The following is a 19,581-nucleotide window of genomic DNA, read 5'->3' on the forward strand; positions in this document are numbered from 1 at the left end:
AGCAGTTAAACCTTTTAGCGCAGATGGTACTACGGTCACGTGGGAGAGTATGTCGCCGCCTTCTTATAAGAAGAGCAATTCTGATAAAGAGTTGCTCTTTTTTTAATTGATATATTATCAAATTAATAATAGCTAAATTCAATATGAGAGTAGTTGTTCAAAAAGTAACCCACGCTTCAGTGGATATAGAGAAGCAAACGGTAGCCTCTATCAATAAAGGCTTATTAGTATTGGTAGGGATAGAAGATAGTGATACCGATGAGGATATTGCTTGGCTATCGGCAAAGATAGTGAATCTACGCGTTTTTGACGATGATAATGGAGTAATGAACCTCTCGGTGAAAGATGTAGATGGCGAGGTACTTATCGTGTCGCAATTCACCTTGCATGCCTCTACTAAAAAAGGTAATCGCCCCAGCTATATAAAAGCAGCACGTCCAGAAGTTGCAATTCCTATCTATGAGACGTTTATAAAGCAAGTGGAAAGTTTGTTAGGAAAACGAGTGCCCACAGGACAGTTTGGGGCGATGATGCAAGTAGCCTTGTGTAATGACGGTCCTGTAACTATTCTTATAGATACAAAAAATAAGGAATAAAAAAAGCCCCGAAGATAGTCGAGGCGCTAGATGTTTTCACAACGGAATCATCCTTATTGTGAATTGCTTTCAAATTCTGCGACAAAAGTAGGTATAATATTTTTAATGTGCAAATATTTCTTAATTTATTTTTTACTTTTAACTTTTTTTCGTTATCTTTGCCTCACCAAAATATAAAACAATGAAAAATATATTAGGATTAGATTTGGGTACCACTTCAATAGGTTTTACCCATATCGTAGAAGATGAAAACAAAGAAAAATCAGAGATTAAGGAATTAGGAGTGCGTATTGTTTCTTTAACCACAGATGAACAATCCGACTTTGAAAAGGGAAAATCAATTAGCACTAATGCCAATAGGACCCTTAAACACGGAGCAAGGTTAAATCTTGATCGTTATCAACAAAGGCGGAAATTTCTCATAGATTTATTGCAGAAAGCGAACCTAATTACTTCCTCCTCTATTTTAGCTGAAAATGGCAAAAATACCACACATTCTACTTGGCAATTGAGAGCTAAAGCTGTTACCGAACGTATTGAGAAAGAAGAGTTCGCTAGGGTACTACTGGCTATTAATAAAAAACGAGGCTATAAAAGCAGTAGAAAAGCAAAAACTGAAGACGAAGGACAAGCAATAGATGGAATGGCTATAGCAAAGCGCCTCTATGATGAAAACCTAACTCCAGGACAGTTATCGCTACAATTACTTCAACAAAATAAAAAACTTCTCCCAGATTTTTATCGTTCAGATTTACAAAAAGAATTTGACCTCGTTTGGAATTTTCAAAAACAGTTTTACCCTGATATCCTAACAGATAGTTTTTACAAAGAATTACAAGGGAAAGGTAAGGATGCTACTTCAAAAGCTTTTTCTAAAAGATATCATTTTGACACAGCAGAGAACAAAGGTTCTAGAGAATCTGTTCGTTTGCAAGCCTATCAGTGGCGTGCGGAGGCTATATCTAAACAACTTTCAAAAGAAGAAGTAGCTTATGTCTTAACCGAAATCAATAACAATTTGAACAATGCAAGTGGCTATTTAGGCGCTATTTCCGATAGAAGTAAAGAACTCTATTTCAATCGTCAAACAGTAGGGCAATACTTGTATGCACAGCTTCAGGAAAATAAACATAATAGCCTTAAAAATAAAGTGTTTTACCGTCAGGATTACTTAGATGAGTTTGAACGCATTTGGGAAACTCAAGCTTCATTTCACAAAGAATTGACTGAGGAACTTAAAAAGCAAATCCGTGATGTGGTAATTTTCTATCAACGTAAACTTAAATCTCAAAAAGGATTGATATCATTTTGTGAGTTTGAGAGCAAAGAAATTGAGATAGAGAAAGACGGAAAAACTATAACTAAAAGCATAGGAGCTCGTGTTGTTCCTAAATCCTCTCCTTTATTTCAAGAATTTAAGATTTGGCAAATACTCAATAACGTTACCTGCAAGAGAAAAGGAATTAGAAAAAAGAAATCATCTGCTAAATCTACTGAATTAGATCTATTCAATGAACCCTCTCAAACGATTTTTAGTTTGGATATGGAATGCAAACAACTTCTTTTTGAGGAACTTAACTTAAAAGGAGACCTAAAATCGGATAAAGTACTGAAATTATTAGGTTATTCTCCTCAAGAATGGGAAATCAACTACAATCAATTAGAAGGAAATCGCACTCAAAAAGCACTCTATGAAGCCTATTTGAAGATTGTCGAAATGGAAGCTCACGATGTGAAAGATATTTTACAAATAAAATCAACAAAAGACGATTGGGCTTTAGAAGAATCTCCTCTTTCAGCTTCCGAAATCAGAGAAAGAGTAAAGGCTATCTTCCAAACATTAGGAATATGTACTAAAATTCTTTATTTTGACCCTCTTTTGCCTGTAAAAGAGTTTGAAGAGCAGGATTCCTATCAGTTGTGGCATTTGCTTTATTCCTATGAAAGTGATGATTCTACTTCTGGAAATGAAACCCTTTACCGAATCTTAGAAAAGAAATACGCTTTTAAGAGGGAACATGCTACAATACTCGCTAATGTAACCTTGCAAGATGATTACGGTAGCCTATCAACTAAAGCTATCCGCAAGATATATCCTTATATAAAAGAAAATCAATATAGCACAGCTTGTGAAAAGGCAGGCTATAAGCACTCTAAACTATCTTTAACCACAGAAGAATTAGAGGCTCGTGAACTGAAAAATATCATTCCACTACTTAAAAAGAACGCTTTGAGAAATCCTGTGGTTGAGAAGATTCTCAATCAGATGATCAATGTAGTGAACGCTTTGATTGAGAAAAACAGTGAACGAGATGCCGAAGGGAAAATTACAAAATACTTCCATTTCGATGAAATTCGCATTGAATTAGCTCGTGAGTTGAAGAAAAATGCGCAAGAGAGGTATGAAATGACCCAAAATATCAATAAAGCTAAATTAGAACATCAAAAGATTAGCGGAATACTTCAGAAAGAATTTGGCATCAAGAATCCTACTAAATCTGATATTACTCGTTATCGATTATATCAAGAATTAGCCCATAATGGTTATAATGATCTATATACCAATACCTATATTCCTAAAGAACTATTATTCAGTAAGAATATTGATATAGAACATATCGTTTCTAAGGCACGAGTGTTCGATGATAGTTTTTCTAACAAAACATTAGCTTTCAGAGAATTTAATATCAAAAAAGGAGAATCTACTGCTTTTGATTATATCACTTCCTTAAATAATGAAGAAGAACTCAATCAATATCTCAACAGAGTAGAAAATGCCTATAAAACAAAAAACATTTCTCCTGCTAAATATAAGAATTTACTCAAAAAAGCCTCTGAAATAGGCGATGGATTTATCAATAGAGACCTGAGAGATACTCAGTACATAGCCAAAAAAGCTAAAGAAATACTTTTCCAAGTAACTAAAAATGTGCTGTCTACCTCAGGAAGTATCACCGATAGATTGCGCGAAGACTGGGGCTTGGTAGATGTGATGAAAGAGCTAAATATGCCTAAATATCAGTCGTTAGGACTTACCGAAGTAGAGGAACGCAAAGAAGGTAACAAAGTAACTGTAATTAAGAACTGGACAAAGCGTAACGACCACCGTCACCACGCAATGGATGCCCTTACGGTAGCTTTCACCAAACCTTCTTACATACAGTACCTCAATCATCTCAACGCTCGAAAAGACAAAAACAACAAAAATTATTCGGTTATTTTAGCTATCGAGGAAAAAGAAACAATTAAAGTCCCAACTAATAATGGTAAGAATAAGAGAGTTTTTATAGAACCTATACCTAACTTTAGACAAGTAGCCAAAAAACACCTCGAAGAAATATTCATTTCGCACAAAGCAAAAAATAAAGTAGTTACCAAAAACACAAATAAACCTGCTGGCACTGATAAACAACAAATTACACTCACGCCACGAGGTCAGCTACACAAAGAAACTGTATATGGTAAATACCAATATTATGTCAATAAAGAAGAAAAAATAGGTGTAAAATTTGATAAAGAAACTATCGCAAAAGTCTCTAATCCTGTTTATCGCGAAGCATTGCTAAAAAGATTGCAAGCTAATGACAACGACCCTAAAAAAGCCTTTGCAGGGAAGAACGCACTATCTAAAAACCCTATTTATTTAGATGAAGCAAAAACTAAAACTTTGACAGAAAAAGTAAATCTCACCTACTTGGAAGAAGATTTTTCTATTCGGAAAGATATTTCTCCTGACAATTTCAAAGATTTGAAATCTATTGAAAAAGTAATTGACCAAGGAGTAAAACGCATTCTTATCAAGCGACTCCAAGACTACGATAATGATCCTAAGAAAGCCTTTGTAGACTTAGAAAAGAACCCTATTTGGCTCAATAAAGAAAAAGGAATTGCGATCAAACGCGTTACTATAAGTGGCGTGAACAACGCTCAACCTTTGCACATAGGGAAAGACCATTTAGGAAAAACTACTTTAAATAAAGAAGGGAAAGAAATTCCTGTAGATTATGTAAGTACAGGCAATAACCACCACGTGGCTATTTATAGGGATAAAGAAGGTAATTTGCAGGAACAAATTGTCTCTTTCTTTGAAGCTGTGGTAGGAGCTCAGCAAGGACTTCCTATTGTTGATAAAACCTATAAACAAGCAGAAGGTTGGCAATTTCTGTTTACGATGAAACAGAATGAAATGTTTGTATTTCCTAACGAAGCAACAGGATTCAATCCTGCCGAAATAGATTTGTTAGATCCTAAGAACAAAAAACAGATAAGTCCTAACTTGTTTAGAGTACAAAAAATAGCTACTAAAGATTATTTTTTTAGGCATCATTTAGAAACTAATGTAGATACAGATAATGTTTTAAAAAATACTACTTGGAAAAGAGAAGGTTTGTCAGGATTAAAAGATATTGTAAAAGTCCGTATTAATCACTTAGGCGATATTGTAAGCATAGGTGAATATTAAAAACCCTTTTTAAAAACCAATAAAACACCCTTTAAACTATGTTATACCGTTCTATTTACATCGGCAATCCTGCCCATTTGAAGTTGAAAGATAAACAACTCAAAATAACCGACCCCACTACCCAAACTGTTCCAAAATATGCCCACGCGTTGTTATCAATCACAAAACTACAAAATTTGAAAGCAATTCACAACTAGCAGCCGTTACTATATCATCACTCATTGGTTGTTATCAATCACAAAACTACAAAATTTGAAAGCAATTCACAACGCAGGGCGCATCAACTCTTAATGCAGCTATGTTGTTATCAATCACAAAACTACAAAATTTGAAAGCAATTCACAACAGCAGACCAGAATGTTCATATCAAGGATAAGTTGTTATCAATCACAAAACTACAAAATTTGAAAGCAATTCACAACAAACTTTCATCTCTGCTTCGGGGGCTACCAGTTGTTATCAATCACAAAACTACAAAATTTGAAAGCAATTCACAACTCTAAATGTTCCAATTCTTTAGCCGACGGACGACGGAGTTATTATCAATCACAAAACTACAAAATTTGAAAGCAATTCACAACGGTACGACTTGCCTAACTCTACTTTGCCACGTTGTTATCAATCACAAAACTATAAAATTTGAAAGCAATTCACAACTAATGATTTTTCCATTTTCGTCTAAGATAAGTTGTTATTAATCGCAAAACTACAAAATTTGAAAGCAATTCACAACGTTGAATGTTATTCGGGATTTGCCAAGTGAGTTGTTATCAATCGCAAAACTACAGAATTTGAAAGCAATTCACAACTAGATTTACAATTTTTATAAAAGGCACTTTGTTGTTATCAATCGCAAAACTACAAAATTTGAAAGCAATTCACAACAGGGGGTTCTTGACAAAGAAGTCTTTCAGTGTTGTTATCAATCGCAAAACTACAAAATTTGAAAGCAATTCACAACACGCTCGTACTCTTCCTCTGTCAGCGTTGGGTTGTTATCAATCGCAAAACTACAAAATTTGAAAGCAATTCACAACACTTTGCTCTGCCATTAGGTTATAGAATAGGTTGTTATCAATCGCAAAACTACAAAATTTGAAAGCAATTCACAACCAAGATGTGACAGAACGCCGTGCAGCTGCTGTTGTTATCAATCGCAAAACTACAAAATTTGAAAGCAATTCACAACCTGATGCTAAGAATGGTAGAGAAATGCAACGTTGTTATCAATCGCAAAACTACAAAAATTGAAAGCAATTCACAACCATTAACTCCGCTTGAAGTAGGATTAATGTGTTGTTATCAATCGCAAAACTACAAAATTTGAAAGCAATTCACAACAGCGTACCCTTTCGCACTCTACCATCTATTGTTGTTATCAATCGCAAAACTACAAAATTTGAAAGCAATTCACAACCTACTCTCGCCTATTCAACTTCGATAAAGAGTTGTTATCAATCGCAAAACTACAAAATTTGAAAGCAATTCACAACCTTGGTCTATTGAGGTGCAGGGCTCGTAAGGCAACTACTACCGAGCAAAAGCAAGTCAAAAAAGAGCGTATTATAAAGTACAAGGATAGTACAGCTCTTTTTCAGCAAAACGAACAAACCTTGCAACTCGATACACACGCCTCGCAAGAGTATGAGGTAACAGTAGAGAGCGATAAGGATAGTATAGGAAACAGCAAGGAGCTTACATATACTCGAATTCGTGAAGGCAATAATGAAACTATAAGGGTAAGAGGTGGAAAGGTGAAGATTACGAATAAAAGTAGCCTATCCAATAGCCAAATAGTGGCGAATACTACCCTTACAAATACTATAAGCACAACTAATAATGAATTACGTAATACAGAAAGCACGACGGTTTTTTCTTATAAAACAAAAGATGTGAAAGGAATTGTTAGCTGGTGGGTATGGCTATTGATGGTACTGCTGGCGGGTGTAATAGGTTGGAGAATGTGGAAGTGTTTTCATAAGTAATTATTTTTAGTTGTTAAAAAAAAGAGCCCCGTGTAAGTGCGAGGCTCTTTTTTGTTTACTCTTCATCTTTTGCACTGATGAATTTAGTACCTTCTCTATTGGTGTAATAGATTTTTGTTACTGTTTGCTCTATATTGCCAAGTATAGGATTCTTAATAGTGTATGAGGCTTTATACACCTCTGAGAGTTTAGCATTGTTAAGTGTTTTGTACTCCTGAACTCTTTTGTATGCTTCTTCATATTCAGTTCCTGCAAAATCACTATCATATGCCTTTTCTAATTTTTGATATTCTTCAATTTTTTTGTCAGTATCTTCTAATGTAGCTTGTAATTGCACCACGAAATCTTTTGCTTCCTGAGTAGAGAATTTCATTGCTTCTTTTAGATTATTTTCTGTGGTCTCTTTTAAGTGACGAGCGGTAACTAAACTCTCTTTTATTTCTGGAAGTAGCTCTTTTTTTACATTAGATAATCTATTTTCTAAAATTGAAAGACTATCATTAGAAGTAATCTCTTTAATTTTCTTCATTTCTTTAACTTTGAAACCAAGATTTTTAGCCTCTGCGTTTATAACTTTTTGCGTACCGTCGTTTACATAATCATATAACATTTGCTCTTGACGGTTGTAGCCACAGGAAATAAGTAGTGTGGCAATCACGGGTGTTAGAATAAATTTTTTCATTGGTATATTATGTTTTAAATTAATACTCATTTATAAAAAATCTTTGGCACGGTTAGAGCGTTTGCTACGTCCTTTTTGGCGTACTTCTATGACGTTGTACAGAAAGCGTACTTCGTGAAGATTAATTTTAAAATCTTCGTATTTTGGACTTAGAGAATGACAGTATTCGCGTTGTTATCAATCGCAAAACTACAAAATTTGAAAGCAATTCACAACACTTTCTCGCTATAAATGCTCTTGCAATACGTTGTTATCAATCACAAAATCACAAAATTTGAAAGCAATTCACAACAATTGTCGATAACGCGGAAGCCGTAGGTGAGTTGTTATCAATCACAAAATTACAAAATTTGAAAGCAATTCACAACTTTTTTCATTGTTCTGTAAATTTTAATCGTGTTGTTATCAATCGCAAAACTACAAAATTTGAAAGCAATTCACAACACGCTATTCCATTCCACGCCTTTGATGGTGGTTGTTATCAATCGCAAAACTACAAAATTTGAAAGTAATACACAATACAATGTTATGATTTTTATTTGTTTTTTTAGATGATAATTCTTACCTTTGTACCCTAATTAATATTAAAAATTATGGGTATTATCGCAACACTTATTATTGGAGCCATCGCTGGATGGTTAGGAGGAACTATCTATAAAGGTAGTGGACTAGGTCTTATAGGCAATATCATTATTGGTATTCTTGGAAGTATCGTGGGATATTGGCTTTTAGGAGATGTGTTTCACGTCTCACTTGGAGGAGGATGGATTGGTGCTATCTTGACAGGAGCTATTGGAGCTATTGTTATTTTATTCTTGATAAATTTGATATTTAAAAAGAAGTAATAAGGAAGGAAGAGCACATATTAAAAATGAAAAAACCCCGAAAATATATATTTTCGGGGTTTTTTTAGTACTTCTTTTTCAGAATTACCTTTTTGCGTTAGCAATCCAGGTCTTTCCATCTGTAGTATACAGAATGTACAGTGAAGATGCGTTTATTCTAATTACTTTTAAACCATCTTGCAAATCTACATTTACTAAAGTGTTATCTCCTTGTTTTTTGAAACTAACACCTTTTAGGTCTTCAATACCATCTGAAAAACGGAAATAATAATCATTCCCTGTTTTCACAACTGTTACTGAACCATTTTCAACAGATTTTTTTTCTTCTCCTTTTAGGAAAGAAATTTCACCTTTATAGGTTCCTACAAAAAGGTCATTGTCTGCTGGGTCATCATTCTTGCTACAAGATATAGAAGAAAAAGCTACTAGTGATAAACAAATCACTGATACTAAAGCAATAATTTTTTTCATACTTGATTCAATTTAAAAAATTAATATTAAAGTTTATTGCAATAATTATACCATTTTAATGCTTTATGCAATTTTTAATAGTTGTTATCAATGGAAAAACTACAAAATTTGAAAGGGATTCGCGACTATGTGGCTGTACAACTGAATGTCTGTAATAAGAGTTAATGTTTTAGGCGAAATTATAAAATTTGGGTTCATTTCATATGTGTTTTGATATTATTGAATAATTGTAAAGTTTGTATAGAATCGCCATAATTCAAAAGAAGTATTTGATTTTTAGAGTGATAAATCTTAATGTAAGGTTTTGTATTAACACGTAAAGAAAGTTTATATACATCACCTTTTTCGGTTTTAAAAAATCCCTTTTTGATGATGCCTACATCAAAGCCGTTAGTTCGCAGAACAAATTTAGGTAATTCGTTAACAAGAGTTATTGAATCAATATCTTTGATTTTAATATTAAAATGATAAAGACCTGAATTCTCAATTCTTTCTTTGCTAATCTCAATATCACTTTCTCTCATTGCATAATAAAGAAAAATACACACAGCCCCGATTAAGAAAAGAACAATGTAAATAGTTTTTTTAGAAGAAGATTGTTTTTTTATAGGATTAAATCGTAGTACGGATAAAATGGGAATAAGCAAGCCTGGTAATATGGAAATACAAATATCCCAGACAACGGAACGAGACAAAAAAGTAAAAAAAATAGAAGCTAATCCACAAATAATAAAAACATTACGCAGATACAGCGTATAATTTGTGTTTTTTAAAGATTCTTTCTCTTCATCAGACAATGTGTTATAGCCTGATAATAAGTTAGGAAATTTTGAGATTAGGAATCCCAATAATATATAAAACAGTCCTAAAATACAATTTAAGGTATCCATAAAAGTTTAGTTTTATACGTTAATAATACGAGAAATGATACAAGACAAAGATAAACATAACAAATCCGTTTAAACTTTTGGCAAAGTTACAATAAATAATTAGAAAATGAGGGAATGAGAGAATGAGGAAATTAGAGAATGAGAAAATTAGGGAATTAAGAGATTAGCAAATGGGGTGCGAGTTACAAGCTTGCACCAGAGAAGATTAACTTTGCCAAAGTTTCAAACTTTGGCAAAGTGTATCCCCCTAAAAGTGACACATCTGAGCTTTCGGAAGGAAACGGAAGAAATCATAAAAAGACTGGGAGGTTTTTTGATGAAAAAATGCTATGAGGAGGGTGGGGGTAGCTTATAGAGAGCTTATAGGAAGCTTATACGAATCTTGGACAATTGGTATAGAAAGGGTATATAAGAGGTTGATTGATAATATGATACAATAGGGTTAAAAATGGTAAAAACGGGGTTTCGAGGCGAAAGAAAGAGGAAGAGGTGCTAGGCCTTAGGCTATAGGCAATAGGGGGAGTGTGACGGAAAAAATAATGAAATGACGAATGACGAGAGACGAATGACGAAGAAAATGTGATGAAAATCTCTCGTGGACTTCCCTCGGAGAGGGGGAATGTGGCGAGTTATTTATTCGGTAAGCCCCCGAACCCCCGAAGGGGGACAAGCTGGAAAAGGAGACAAACCTCCCCCTACTCACATACTCTGCTCTTGTGAGGTACATACCCAGCTGTCGCTGGCTACCTTCAAAGGGGGAGTGTGGAGACGGAAAAGGGAAAAAATGACGAGAGACGAACGGCGAATGACGAGGGGGCGAGTGACGTGAAAGAGGGAATGTAGTGAGAGAAAACAGAAGGGTGAAGGGGGGAATGATAAAGTTTTCTTTTATATATCTTGTATATATTACAAAATTCATTATTTTTGCGGTTGTAATTTAATTGTTTTTTCAAGATGAATAAAATGAAATGTTTATTTTTAATAGGCGTACTTTCGGTAATGAATGTTTGTGCGCAAGATTTTAAAGTAAAGAAGGGTGAACTTCTATCAAATGGTACTCCCGTTGCTAAGATTGAGAAAAAGGACGGTAAATATCAATTTAGTGACCTTTCGAATCATTTGTTGTACAGGGTGGTTCTTACGGCTGAAACGGCACAAGGTAATTTAGCTCCTCACCGTTGGATAGAGTTTTCTAATGCTAATGGGGTAATTCGGGAAGTGGCAATTCCGGATAAATTGAAATTTACTTTTTCGGGTGAGAAGTACCTGCTTGACTGTGTGTTTAAATCGGGGACTGGAATGCTCACAGAAAAAGGTATTGACCCTGCGGTGGTAACGGCTTTTTTTGAGAGTACTCATCGTCCGTTCTCAGAGAAATGGGACGCTGTGTTTGAACAAGAGCGGAATACTATTCAAACGGAAGATAACTTGGCTATGGCTGATAAAATTTCGGTACAGGGAGATGCGATTCTTAAAAACGGCAAGCAAATAGGCATTATTGCGCGCAAAGTGCAAAACGGAGATGGGGGTATTGTTATCACTGATTTTACGGTAACAGATATCAAAGGTCACGTAGTGGCTACTGCGCATCATCATTCGTATAAAAACGAAGATTATTTCGTTATAAAAACCTACGACCAAAAAGAGTTTCCGGTATTTGTTCCTCTTACCAAAATAGGGGTGGCTGATAAAAGAATTGTGAATAGGCTTTATGCCAATGGCTATCCGTTTGGCGATATGACTGAGGCTTTTAGTCAATATTTAGAAGGTAGAAAGAATGCTATCGACCAGCAAAATAAAGAAATGTTGGAGGAAGCGAAAAAGCAAACGGTAAATATTTACGATGCTCCGGGTTATGTGATAGATGCTAAAGGGGATAAGAAAGAGGGGCTTATTACGATTGAATTCCAGTCGGTAGGAGCGATACTTAACAAAGAGCAGAATGTATCAGATCTTACTTCATATGGGGCAACGATGAAATTCAAAAAGGAAGGTGAGAAAGACGCTTATTTTAAAGCGAAGGACGGTGTGAAATTTTGCATAGATGAGCGTTGTTTTATAGGTTCAAAAAGTGCAGAAGACGGCTTTTTTGCTCACGGAGGTTCACAGTTAAATGTACTTTCGGGGGCTGCTCAGTTCTTTGAAATTCTGTATGATAACAACGGCAATTACGTGTTGGCACACAGCAGATATCCTGAGGATTACTATTTAAAGATTAAGGGAGCTGACAAAGCGGTATATTTGGGAGATAAAGCAACTTTTGGTTCGAAGAGTGCGGATAAAATACAAAAAATATTGGCTAAATATATCAACTGTCCTTCATTAGATGTTACTAAATACAACACCAAAACGAAAGAAGGAATGATACAGTTGGTAGATGATTATACAAAGACTTGTAAATAGAATGTTTTTGGGCAAAAAGTAAAATGTTTTGTAATATTTTAGGGTATAAGTATTGCCGATAACTAAAAAAATAGTATCTTTGCCCTTGTAAATATTATCAGAATAAGCAATAAAAAGGAATACCAATATGGAAATTCAAGGACGAATTATAAAGATTAGCCCTACACAAACCGTAGGACAAAACGGCTTTCAACGCCGTGATGTGGTGATTTCTACTGAGGAACAATACCCCCAGTATATCCCTTTTGACTTTGTGCAAGAAAAATGTGTACTTCTCGACAACTTTCAGGTAGGGCAATTGGTACGCATCAGTTTCAATATTCGCGGTCGTGAATGGGTAAACCCGCAAGGTGAAACTAAATATATTGTGAACTTACAAGGATGGCGTATTGAAAATGCTGAGGTGGCACAAGGAGCCTATCCCCCTCCGCAAGGGCAATATCCACCACAGGGGCAACCAGCTTATCCGCCACAAGGATATGCACAACCACAGTATCAGCAAGCGCCTCCGCAATATCAGCAAGCCCCACCACAATACCAACAAATGCCCCCTCAGTATCCGCCACAAGCCCCTCAACAGGCTTTTAGTGCACCAGACCCCGCACAGGGAGCTTCTGCCCCTACTGAGGAAGACGATTTGCCATTCTAAAGAATGATATACTTAACGAACGATAAAACATCTTTTCCTTCCCCCGATACGGCTTCGGAGGAAGGAATTGTTGCTTTAGGAGGGAACCTTACCCCTGAACGACTTATTGAGGCGTATTCGGAGGGTATTTTCCCGTGGTATAACGGAGGAGAGCCGGTAGTTTGGTGGTGTCCTGACCCTCGCTTTGTACTCTTTCGGGAGAAATTGCATATCAGCAAGCATATGCGTAAGATGCTACGCGAAGCACCTTATAGCGTTACTTATAACCGTTGTTTTACTGAGGTGATGCGACAGTGTGCTACTGTTCCGCGTAAAGACCAAGACGGCACGTGGATTCACCCTGAACTGATAGAAGCCTATACAGGCTTGCATAAAAGAGGGATAGCGCACTCGGTAGAGGTGTGGGAAGGAGATGTGCTCATAGGAGGTTTATACGGGCTAAAAATGGGCAAAATCTTTTGTGGGGAGAGTATGTTTAGCAAGCGCAATAATGCGTCAGAATACGGCTTTATCACCTACCTGCAAGCACACCCCGATATAGCATTGGTAGATTGCCAAATATACAGCGAGTATTTAGAGCGTTTGGGAGCAGAAGAAATACCTCGCAAAGAGTTTTTAGCGCTTTTGGATAAGATGAGAGAAGATATAAAGAATGAAAAAATAATAACTTAAACTGTATGAATATGAAACCTTTTACATTATTACTATTTACGTTGGCTCTTATGAGCTGGGGTTGTTCAAAGAAAGAGGAAGTTAGCGAGAAACCTTGGAAATTGGTATGGGAAGATAATTTCGACAGAAATGATATTTTCTCGACAGGGGTGTGGACAAAAATGAACCGTTGGGGAGACAACTGTTGCAACACAATGAGCAAAGACCCGAGTTTGTTTGAGATAAAGGACGGTAAGATGATTCTTTTAGGGGTGACTAATAAAGATTTAAAAAAAGATCCTTCGCCTTACCTTACTGCGGGTGTTTGGACTAAAGAAAAGAAGTTTTTCCAAAAAGGGAAGATAGAAGTGCGTTGTAAGTTAGAAGGTACGCAAGGAGCGTGGCCTGCTATATGGTTGGTTACCAAAGATACTAAATGGCCTGAAGAAGGAGGAGAGATAGACCTTATAGAACGCTTAAATTACGACCCTTTTGTGTATCACACTGTGCATTCGCCGTTTACATATAAAAAGAAAGCAGGACCTAAAAACTCTACTTCTTTCCCTATTAATCCAGATGACTACAACACTTACGCAGTGGATTTTGAAGGAGATGTGATACGGTTTTACGTAAACGGACTGCCTTCATTTGTTTATTCGCGTATGCCTGGTAAGGAGAGTGAAAAGCAATTCCCGTTTGATTTGCCTTTTTATTTGATTATTGATATGCAACTGGGAGGTGAATGGGTAGGCGAAGTAAAGCCGTTTGATAAACCCGTGAGAATGTATATTGATTGGGTGCGGTTTTATCAGAGGTAAACGAGGTATAAAAATGATTGTTATAATTACTGGAGCTTCACATACAGGTAAGACTTTTTTAGCTCAAAAACTATTAGAAAAATATAAATACCCATATCTATCAATAGATCACTTAAAAATGGGATTAATTCGCAGTGGTTATACTAAACTTACCTTAGAAAATGATAAAGCACTTACAGATTATATGTGGCCTATTATTCGTGAAATGATTAAAACAGCCATAGAAAACAAACAAAATCTTATCATTGAAGGAGCATATATTCCTTTTGACTGGGAGAAAGATTTTACAAAAAAATATCTCGAGGATATTAAATGTTATTGTCTTGTAATGAGTGAAAACTATATTAAAACCCACTTTGATGATATAAAGAAATATGCAAAAGTCATAGAAAACCGTTTAAATGATGATTGGTGTACAATGGAAAGTATTTTAGATGATAATGCACAGTTTTTAGCCCTTGCAAAGAAACACAATACTAATTTTATACTGATTGATGATAAATATAAAGTAAATATTGAGCTATGATGAACTATGAAATTTTTGTTTTGGAGAGTCTTAGAGAGGCAGAGAAACGGTATAGTTATTTGCTAATGGTGCGAGGGGCGACTAACAGCAAGTAGCTGAGGGCGCCTACTCCTATACATATTGCCATTGCAAATACCATTGGGCGCTCGGAGGTGATAGCGAAAAGCGAGAGCACTGCTCCTACTACTGAACCGATACCAAAACGCAACATTCCTGTGAGTGAATTGGCGGTACCGGCTACTTCGGGGTACATATCCAAAATGGCGGCATTGGCACTGCTGGACACTACCGATACCAAACCTACAAACATTGAAACGCCTGCTACGGTAGCCCATAATCCCAAATGGAAAATACCACATATCACCAGCCACGCTCCTGCAATGAGTTGGATAGTAAGCCCCAACCGCAAGGATTTTTCTACGCCTATTTTGGTGACGAATTTGCCATTGAGTGAGGTTGCCGTCATCATTACAATTACATTGAGAAGAAAAAAATACCCAAAGTGCTGAGGGGCTACCCCAAAGAGTTTGGTATACACAATAGAGCCCGTGGTGATAAAGCAAAACATTCCTGAATAGGAAAGTGAATTGCAGAAAATATACCCCAATACCTTTTTGTTGCTAAGGAGCTTGCCGTAAATGCGCAAGGTGTTGCCTATTTTCAAAGGAACACGCTTGAACTTAGGAAGCGTTTCAGGGATTTTATAACTCACTAAGAGCGCCGCCAAGAGTCCTAAAACCATCAGCACGTAGAAGATGATATGCCAATGAAACCAGTCGGTGAGGTGACCACCCAGTACGGGGGCAATAAGTGGGGCAATCATCGTGACAATCATAATCATCGACATTTGGCGGGCGAACTCATTTTTGGCGAAAAGGTCGCGTAAGAGCGCGCCCGTTACTACCGCCGGCGATGCTCCAAAAAAGCCTTGTACAAAGCGCAGTATATAAAAGTGATGGATATGGTGGATTTGCGTAATCACTAACGACACCAATGCTGAGGTGATAATCCCAATGAGAATGATAGGTTTGCGCCCATAACTATCGGAAAGAGGTCCCCAGAAGAGTTGCCCAAAAGCAAACCCAAGGGTAAAGAGCGCTAAGGTTTGAGAAATCATCTCTTCGGATACGTTCAAATCGTTAGCAATCTTCACAAAGGCAGGGAGGTACATATCGATAGCCAGCGGGGTGAGCATCGATAGGAGTCCCATAATGAGGATAAACAGTAGGTCAGGTTTGGGTTCGTGTTGTTGTTGCATTATCAGTTTCTTGAAATTAGAAAAAAGAAGTGTAGCTTGCACTACAGAATTGAACAAAAAATTTTGAAAAAATAAAAGATAAGACTACGTCTTAGAAATCTTACAAATATAAAAACAAATTGAACAAGCCATAGCACAGCAGGCATTTAAATGATTTGTTTAATTTTTCTTCCGAAGGGAGATTCTATTTCTTAGGGTCTTTAATACGTTCTATTTCCTTTACAATTTCTTGGTAGTGTAGATGGTTAATAGATGAAGCAGGTTCTTTGGCAAGAGCTTGTTTGGCAAAAGCCTCAATCATATCTAAATGCTGTAAAGCAAAGAGTCGCACATCGGATACTTGCTGTATGCTCGCAGCTTTGCTGTTTTTAGCCTCAGCAGGCGCATTGATGAGCCTATCGATTTGAGAGAGGTACAAGCGTTCGATACCACGGCGATAAGTGTTTTGGCGTGCATCGGGGTGGTTGAGGGGTTTCCATACCGCTTTGAATACATCTTGCAGATATTCGTTTAGCGGATAAGGATTTTTGGAGGTGAGCGATTGGTTATAAAGGGTGTAGAGGGTTTGCTCTCCTAAAAGCACACTCAGGGTAAGGTTTTGCATACTGATGATGTTCTTATCGGGGGTTGCTCCTGTTTTTTCTACTATTTCCTGAGGATATAACCACAAAGGCGCTTCAAAAAGTTCTTTATCTAAATAGCTAATAGCTTCTTTTACTTTTTCTTTGGGCACTTCTTTATAAACTTCTTTCTCACCGATGATGCCCACATATCTATTGCCAATGTGCTTGAGCACGTGTTTCAAATAGCGGAAATACTGCATATAGGCAGCGGTTTGCATTTCGTCGAGATGCTCGTACTTGTCGTTAGGTTGTTTAGTCCATTCGGGGAGGTGTTGCACAATATAGCGGAGGTTTTTTAATCCGTAAGTATTGGCTTTCATTACGTTGTCCGAAAGGTCTTCAGTTTGTGCACGAGGGTCTTCATCTTTGCCTTCCCCTCCGAACCACAATCGCGGATTGGCTTTGAGTTTTTGGGTAACCATTTCGGCAAGCGCCTCTTGTTCAGCATACTCGTCTTTATATTTGTTGCCATAATAGCGATATCCCCATTCGATTGCCCATTTGTCGTAAATGCCTATGCGCGGATAGAGTCCTTTGCTACTGATATTGTCTTCAGGCTGTGCCACATAGTTAAAACGCGCATAGTCCATAATAGAAGCGGTATGTCCATTGGCTTCTACCCATTTTTTATCGCGGAGTTTTTCGACAGGCGTTTGACTGCTGGCGCCCATATTGTGGCGCAAACCTAAGCAGTGTCCTATTTCGTGAGAGGAGACAAAGCGCACGAGGTCGCCCATTAGTTCCTCGTTGAACTCCATAGTACGAGCGCGTTTATCGACAGCGCCTGCTTGAATCATATACCACTGATTGAGGAGTTTCATCACGTTGTGATACCAACCCACGTGGCATTCTATAATTTCACCACTGCGAGGGTCGGCGATGTTAGGACCGTAGGCGTTACTTTTTTCGGAAGGGAGGTAGCGAATTACGTTGAAGCGGGCATCTTCTAAGCTCATTGAAGGGTCGTTAGGCCAAGGTTTTGCGACAATAGCCTCTTTGAATCCCGCTTGTTCGAAAGCAATATTCCAATCGTTTACACCCAAAATGAGGTATTTTTGCCATTGTTTAGGCGTAGCAGGGTCGATATAGAACACGATTTGTTTTTTGGGGCGTACTAACTGACCGCTGAGATATTTTTTGACGTCTTCTTTGCGAGGTTCTAAGCGGAAACGGTGGATATAATATTCAGTTTCGGTGCGTTGTTGCTGGTCGCTGAACTTGATGTATCGGGTAGCGAAAAAGCCTACGCGAGGGTCGAAAAGGCGTTTTTGCATAGGTGTTTTGGGCAAAAGCACCATAGAGATATTCAGCTCTAAGGTAATAGCCCCCACCTTGTTCGCCGACGGAATGGTACTGGGTGAAGCACTGAAGGTTTTGAGAGCATTGACCTCTACGTTGATAGGATAAGGACGTATATCGTCTACAAAAGAACGATCGGTAGCGATAGCGCCTATTTTCATTTGGGTTTTAGCATTCGATGAAAAAGAGGTAACGCTGTTGTCTTGCTTGAAGAAATCGGTGATGTCGATGAGCTGTGCTTTGGTTTTGGGGTTGCGCCCAATAACGGTGAACGATGCCACCACAGGATTTGCACTCGAATTGGCAAGAGCTACCGAGATATTATCGTCGGTGCCAGCTTCTTGCAGATTTAAAAACGAGCGCAAGAGGAGTGTTTTTTCGCCTTTCTGCTCGAAATAGACGGTTTGTTCATTCACTTTTTCGCCTGCATAGAGCCCGAAGTTATGAGGGGCAGCTTTGAGGCGTGTTACGCATAGCAAATAGCGATTGAGGAGGGAATCGGGGACTTCAAAATACCATTTCTCTTCAATTTTGCGGATAGTAAAGAGTCCGTTGCGCTCAATACCCTTTTTTTTAATGAGTTTAGCGTACTCTTCAGCGCGCTTTTGCTCAGGAGTTTTTTCGGGTTTTTCAGTTGTTTTGGTTTTAGTAGTATCTTTAGTAATGGTATCTTTCACAGCAGGCATTTTCTGCGCGAAAATCATTGTTGTAAATGATAGAAAAAGTATAAGTAAGTGTTTTTTCATTATTAGGTGTCAGGGATTAGAGTTGTTAGACACGTCTGATCTGAGAGTATTTGATTTTGGGGTGCAAAAGTAGAAAATAATTAGGAAATTAGCAAATGAGAGAATTAGGAAATGAGGAAATGAGAGAATTAGGAAATGAGGAAATGAGAGAATTAGGAAATGGGGAAATGAGAGAATTAGGAAATGAGAGAATTAGGAAATGAGGAAATGAGAGAATGAGGAAATGGGGTACGAGCTACAAGCTTGTACCAAAGGAGATTAACTTTGCCAAAATTTCAAACTTTGGCAAAGTGTATACCCCTAAAAGTGACACATCTGAGACATCGGAAGATAACGGAGAAGAACGGAAGAGGGTCGAGAGAAATTTTGGTGAGAAAGTGCTATTAGAAGGGTGGGGTTAGCTTATAGGGAGCTTATAGGAAGCTTATATGAATCTTGGACGATTGGTATAGGAAGGGTATATAAATAATTGATTAATAGTATTATATAACAGCGCTAAAAATGTTAAAAACGGGGTTTCGAGGCGAAAGAAAGAGGAAGAGGTGATAGGCCTTAGGCCATAGGTGCTAGGGAGGAGTATGACGGAAAAGGAGAAGTGTAGCGAGGAAAAAGCGAAAGAACCCTCCCCCTTTACACATACCCAGCTGTCGCTGGCTACCTCCAAAGGGGGAATTGGC

16 protein-coding genes and 1 pseudogene are annotated in these 19,581 nt (G+C 37.4%); 12 read left to right on the forward strand and 5 right to left on the reverse strand.

The window, feature by feature from the left end; all coding sequences use genetic code 11:
* Window positions 1-143 precede the first annotated feature (143 nt).
* The 5 genes and pseudogenes from dtd to HMPREF1320_RS10940 all read left to right on the forward strand — a co-directional run bounded on the left by dtd (window position 144) and on the right by HMPREF1320_RS10940 (window position 7,043).
* The gene (dtd, locus tag HMPREF1320_RS01880; protein WP_009417258.1) at window positions 144-596 is read left to right on the forward strand and encodes a D-aminoacyl-tRNA deacylase; all 453 of its coding nucleotides are present in this window, start codon (window positions 144-146) and stop codon (window positions 594-596) included.
* A 181-nt stretch (window positions 597-777) separates the two neighbouring features.
* Entirely contained in the window at window positions 778-5,058 is a 4,281-nt protein-coding gene (cas9, locus tag HMPREF1320_RS01885) for a type II CRISPR RNA-guided endonuclease Cas9 (RefSeq protein WP_009417297.1), read from the forward strand.
* A gap of 38 nt (window positions 5,059-5,096) precedes the next feature.
* Window positions 5,097-5,189 (forward strand): annotated as a pseudogene (locus HMPREF1320_RS11615) (type II CRISPR-associated endonuclease Cas1); the annotation flags it as partial.
* Between the two features lie 964 nt (window positions 5,190-6,153).
* Window positions 6,154-6,309, forward strand: coding sequence for a hypothetical protein (locus tag HMPREF1320_RS11830; RefSeq protein ID WP_009417276.1), 156 nt, complete (start codon window positions 6,154-6,156; stop codon window positions 6,307-6,309).
* A 224-nt stretch (window positions 6,310-6,533) separates the two neighbouring features.
* Window positions 6,534-7,043 carry a hypothetical protein gene (locus tag HMPREF1320_RS10940; RefSeq protein WP_009417247.1) on the forward strand — a complete coding sequence of 170 codons (510 nt, stop codon included), beginning with the start codon at window positions 6,534-6,536 and terminating at the stop codon, window positions 7,041-7,043.
* Window positions 7,044-7,098: 55 nt separating this feature from the next.
* Here the strand turns inward: HMPREF1320_RS10940 and HMPREF1320_RS01895 are convergent, their stop codons facing one another.
* Complete coding sequence (locus HMPREF1320_RS01895; RefSeq protein ID WP_009417272.1) at window positions 7,099-7,725, reverse strand: hypothetical protein; 627 nt, start codon at window positions 7,723-7,725, stop codon at window positions 7,099-7,101.
* A 593-nt stretch (window positions 7,726-8,318) separates the two neighbouring features.
* Between HMPREF1320_RS01895 and HMPREF1320_RS01900 the strand changes: the two genes are divergently transcribed.
* Window positions 8,319-8,570: a GlsB/YeaQ/YmgE family stress response membrane protein gene (locus HMPREF1320_RS01900; RefSeq protein WP_009411577.1), complete on the forward strand. Its 252-nt coding sequence runs from the start codon at window positions 8,319-8,321 to the stop codon at window positions 8,568-8,570.
* Between the two features lie 84 nt (window positions 8,571-8,654).
* On the opposite strand, the gene HMPREF1320_RS01905 is transcribed toward HMPREF1320_RS01900, so the two are convergent.
* Complete coding sequence (locus tag HMPREF1320_RS01905; RefSeq protein ID WP_009417269.1) at window positions 8,655-9,041, reverse strand: hypothetical protein; 387 nt, start codon at window positions 9,039-9,041, stop codon at window positions 8,655-8,657.
* 194 nt (window positions 9,042-9,235) lie between these two features.
* On the reverse strand, window positions 9,236-9,931 hold the full coding sequence (locus HMPREF1320_RS01910; RefSeq protein ID WP_009417277.1) for a DUF3784 domain-containing protein: 696 nt from the start codon (window positions 9,929-9,931) through the stop codon (window positions 9,236-9,238).
* Window positions 9,932-10,550: 619 nt separating this feature from the next.
* Between HMPREF1320_RS01910 and HMPREF1320_RS11780 the strand changes: the two genes are divergently transcribed.
* The 6 genes from HMPREF1320_RS11780 (at window position 10,551) to HMPREF1320_RS01935 (ending at window position 14,978) form a co-directional block, all read left to right on the forward strand.
* The gene (locus tag HMPREF1320_RS11780; protein ID WP_083835342.1) at window positions 10,551-10,760 is read left to right on the forward strand and encodes a hypothetical protein; all 210 of its coding nucleotides are present in this window, start codon (window positions 10,551-10,553) and stop codon (window positions 10,758-10,760) included.
* A gap of 134 nt (window positions 10,761-10,894) precedes the next feature.
* Complete coding sequence (locus HMPREF1320_RS01915; protein WP_232207523.1) at window positions 10,895-12,334, forward strand: hypothetical protein; 1,440 nt, start codon at window positions 10,895-10,897, stop codon at window positions 12,332-12,334.
* Window positions 12,335-12,461: 127 nt separating this feature from the next.
* Window positions 12,462-12,983, forward strand: coding sequence for a DUF3127 domain-containing protein (locus tag HMPREF1320_RS01920; protein ID WP_009417263.1), 522 nt, complete (start codon window positions 12,462-12,464; stop codon window positions 12,981-12,983).
* A gap of 3 nt (window positions 12,984-12,986) precedes the next feature.
* Window positions 12,987-13,655 carry a leucyl/phenylalanyl-tRNA--protein transferase gene (aat, locus tag HMPREF1320_RS01925; RefSeq protein ID WP_009417278.1) on the forward strand — a complete coding sequence of 223 codons (669 nt, stop codon included), beginning with the start codon at window positions 12,987-12,989 and terminating at the stop codon, window positions 13,653-13,655.
* 5 nt (window positions 13,656-13,660) lie between these two features.
* A complete protein-coding gene (locus tag HMPREF1320_RS01930; RefSeq protein ID WP_009417304.1) occupies window positions 13,661-14,452 on the forward strand; it encodes a glycoside hydrolase family 16 protein in 792 nt (263 codons plus the stop codon).
* Window positions 14,453-14,465: 13 nt separating this feature from the next.
* The gene (locus HMPREF1320_RS01935) at window positions 14,466-14,978 is read left to right on the forward strand and encodes a zeta toxin family protein (protein WP_009417291.1); all 513 of its coding nucleotides are present in this window, start codon (window positions 14,466-14,468) and stop codon (window positions 14,976-14,978) included.
* Window positions 14,979-15,033: 55 nt separating this feature from the next.
* On the opposite strand, the gene HMPREF1320_RS01940 is transcribed toward HMPREF1320_RS01935, so the two are convergent.
* Together HMPREF1320_RS01940 and HMPREF1320_RS01945 are read right to left on the reverse strand one after the other, a co-directional pair.
* Window positions 15,034-16,236: a Bcr/CflA family multidrug efflux MFS transporter gene (locus HMPREF1320_RS01940; protein WP_051018408.1), complete on the reverse strand. Its 1,203-nt coding sequence runs from the start codon at window positions 16,234-16,236 to the stop codon at window positions 15,034-15,036.
* A gap of 184 nt (window positions 16,237-16,420) precedes the next feature.
* Entirely contained in the window at window positions 16,421-18,904 is a 2,484-nt protein-coding gene (locus HMPREF1320_RS01945) for a zinc-dependent metalloprotease (protein ID WP_009417253.1), read from the reverse strand.
* Window positions 18,905-19,581 lie beyond the last annotated feature (677 nt).

The organism is Capnocytophaga sp. oral taxon 335 str. F0486 (assembly GCF_000277665.1).
Classification (GTDB): domain Bacteria; phylum Bacteroidota; class Bacteroidia; order Flavobacteriales; family Flavobacteriaceae; genus Capnocytophaga; species Capnocytophaga ochracea.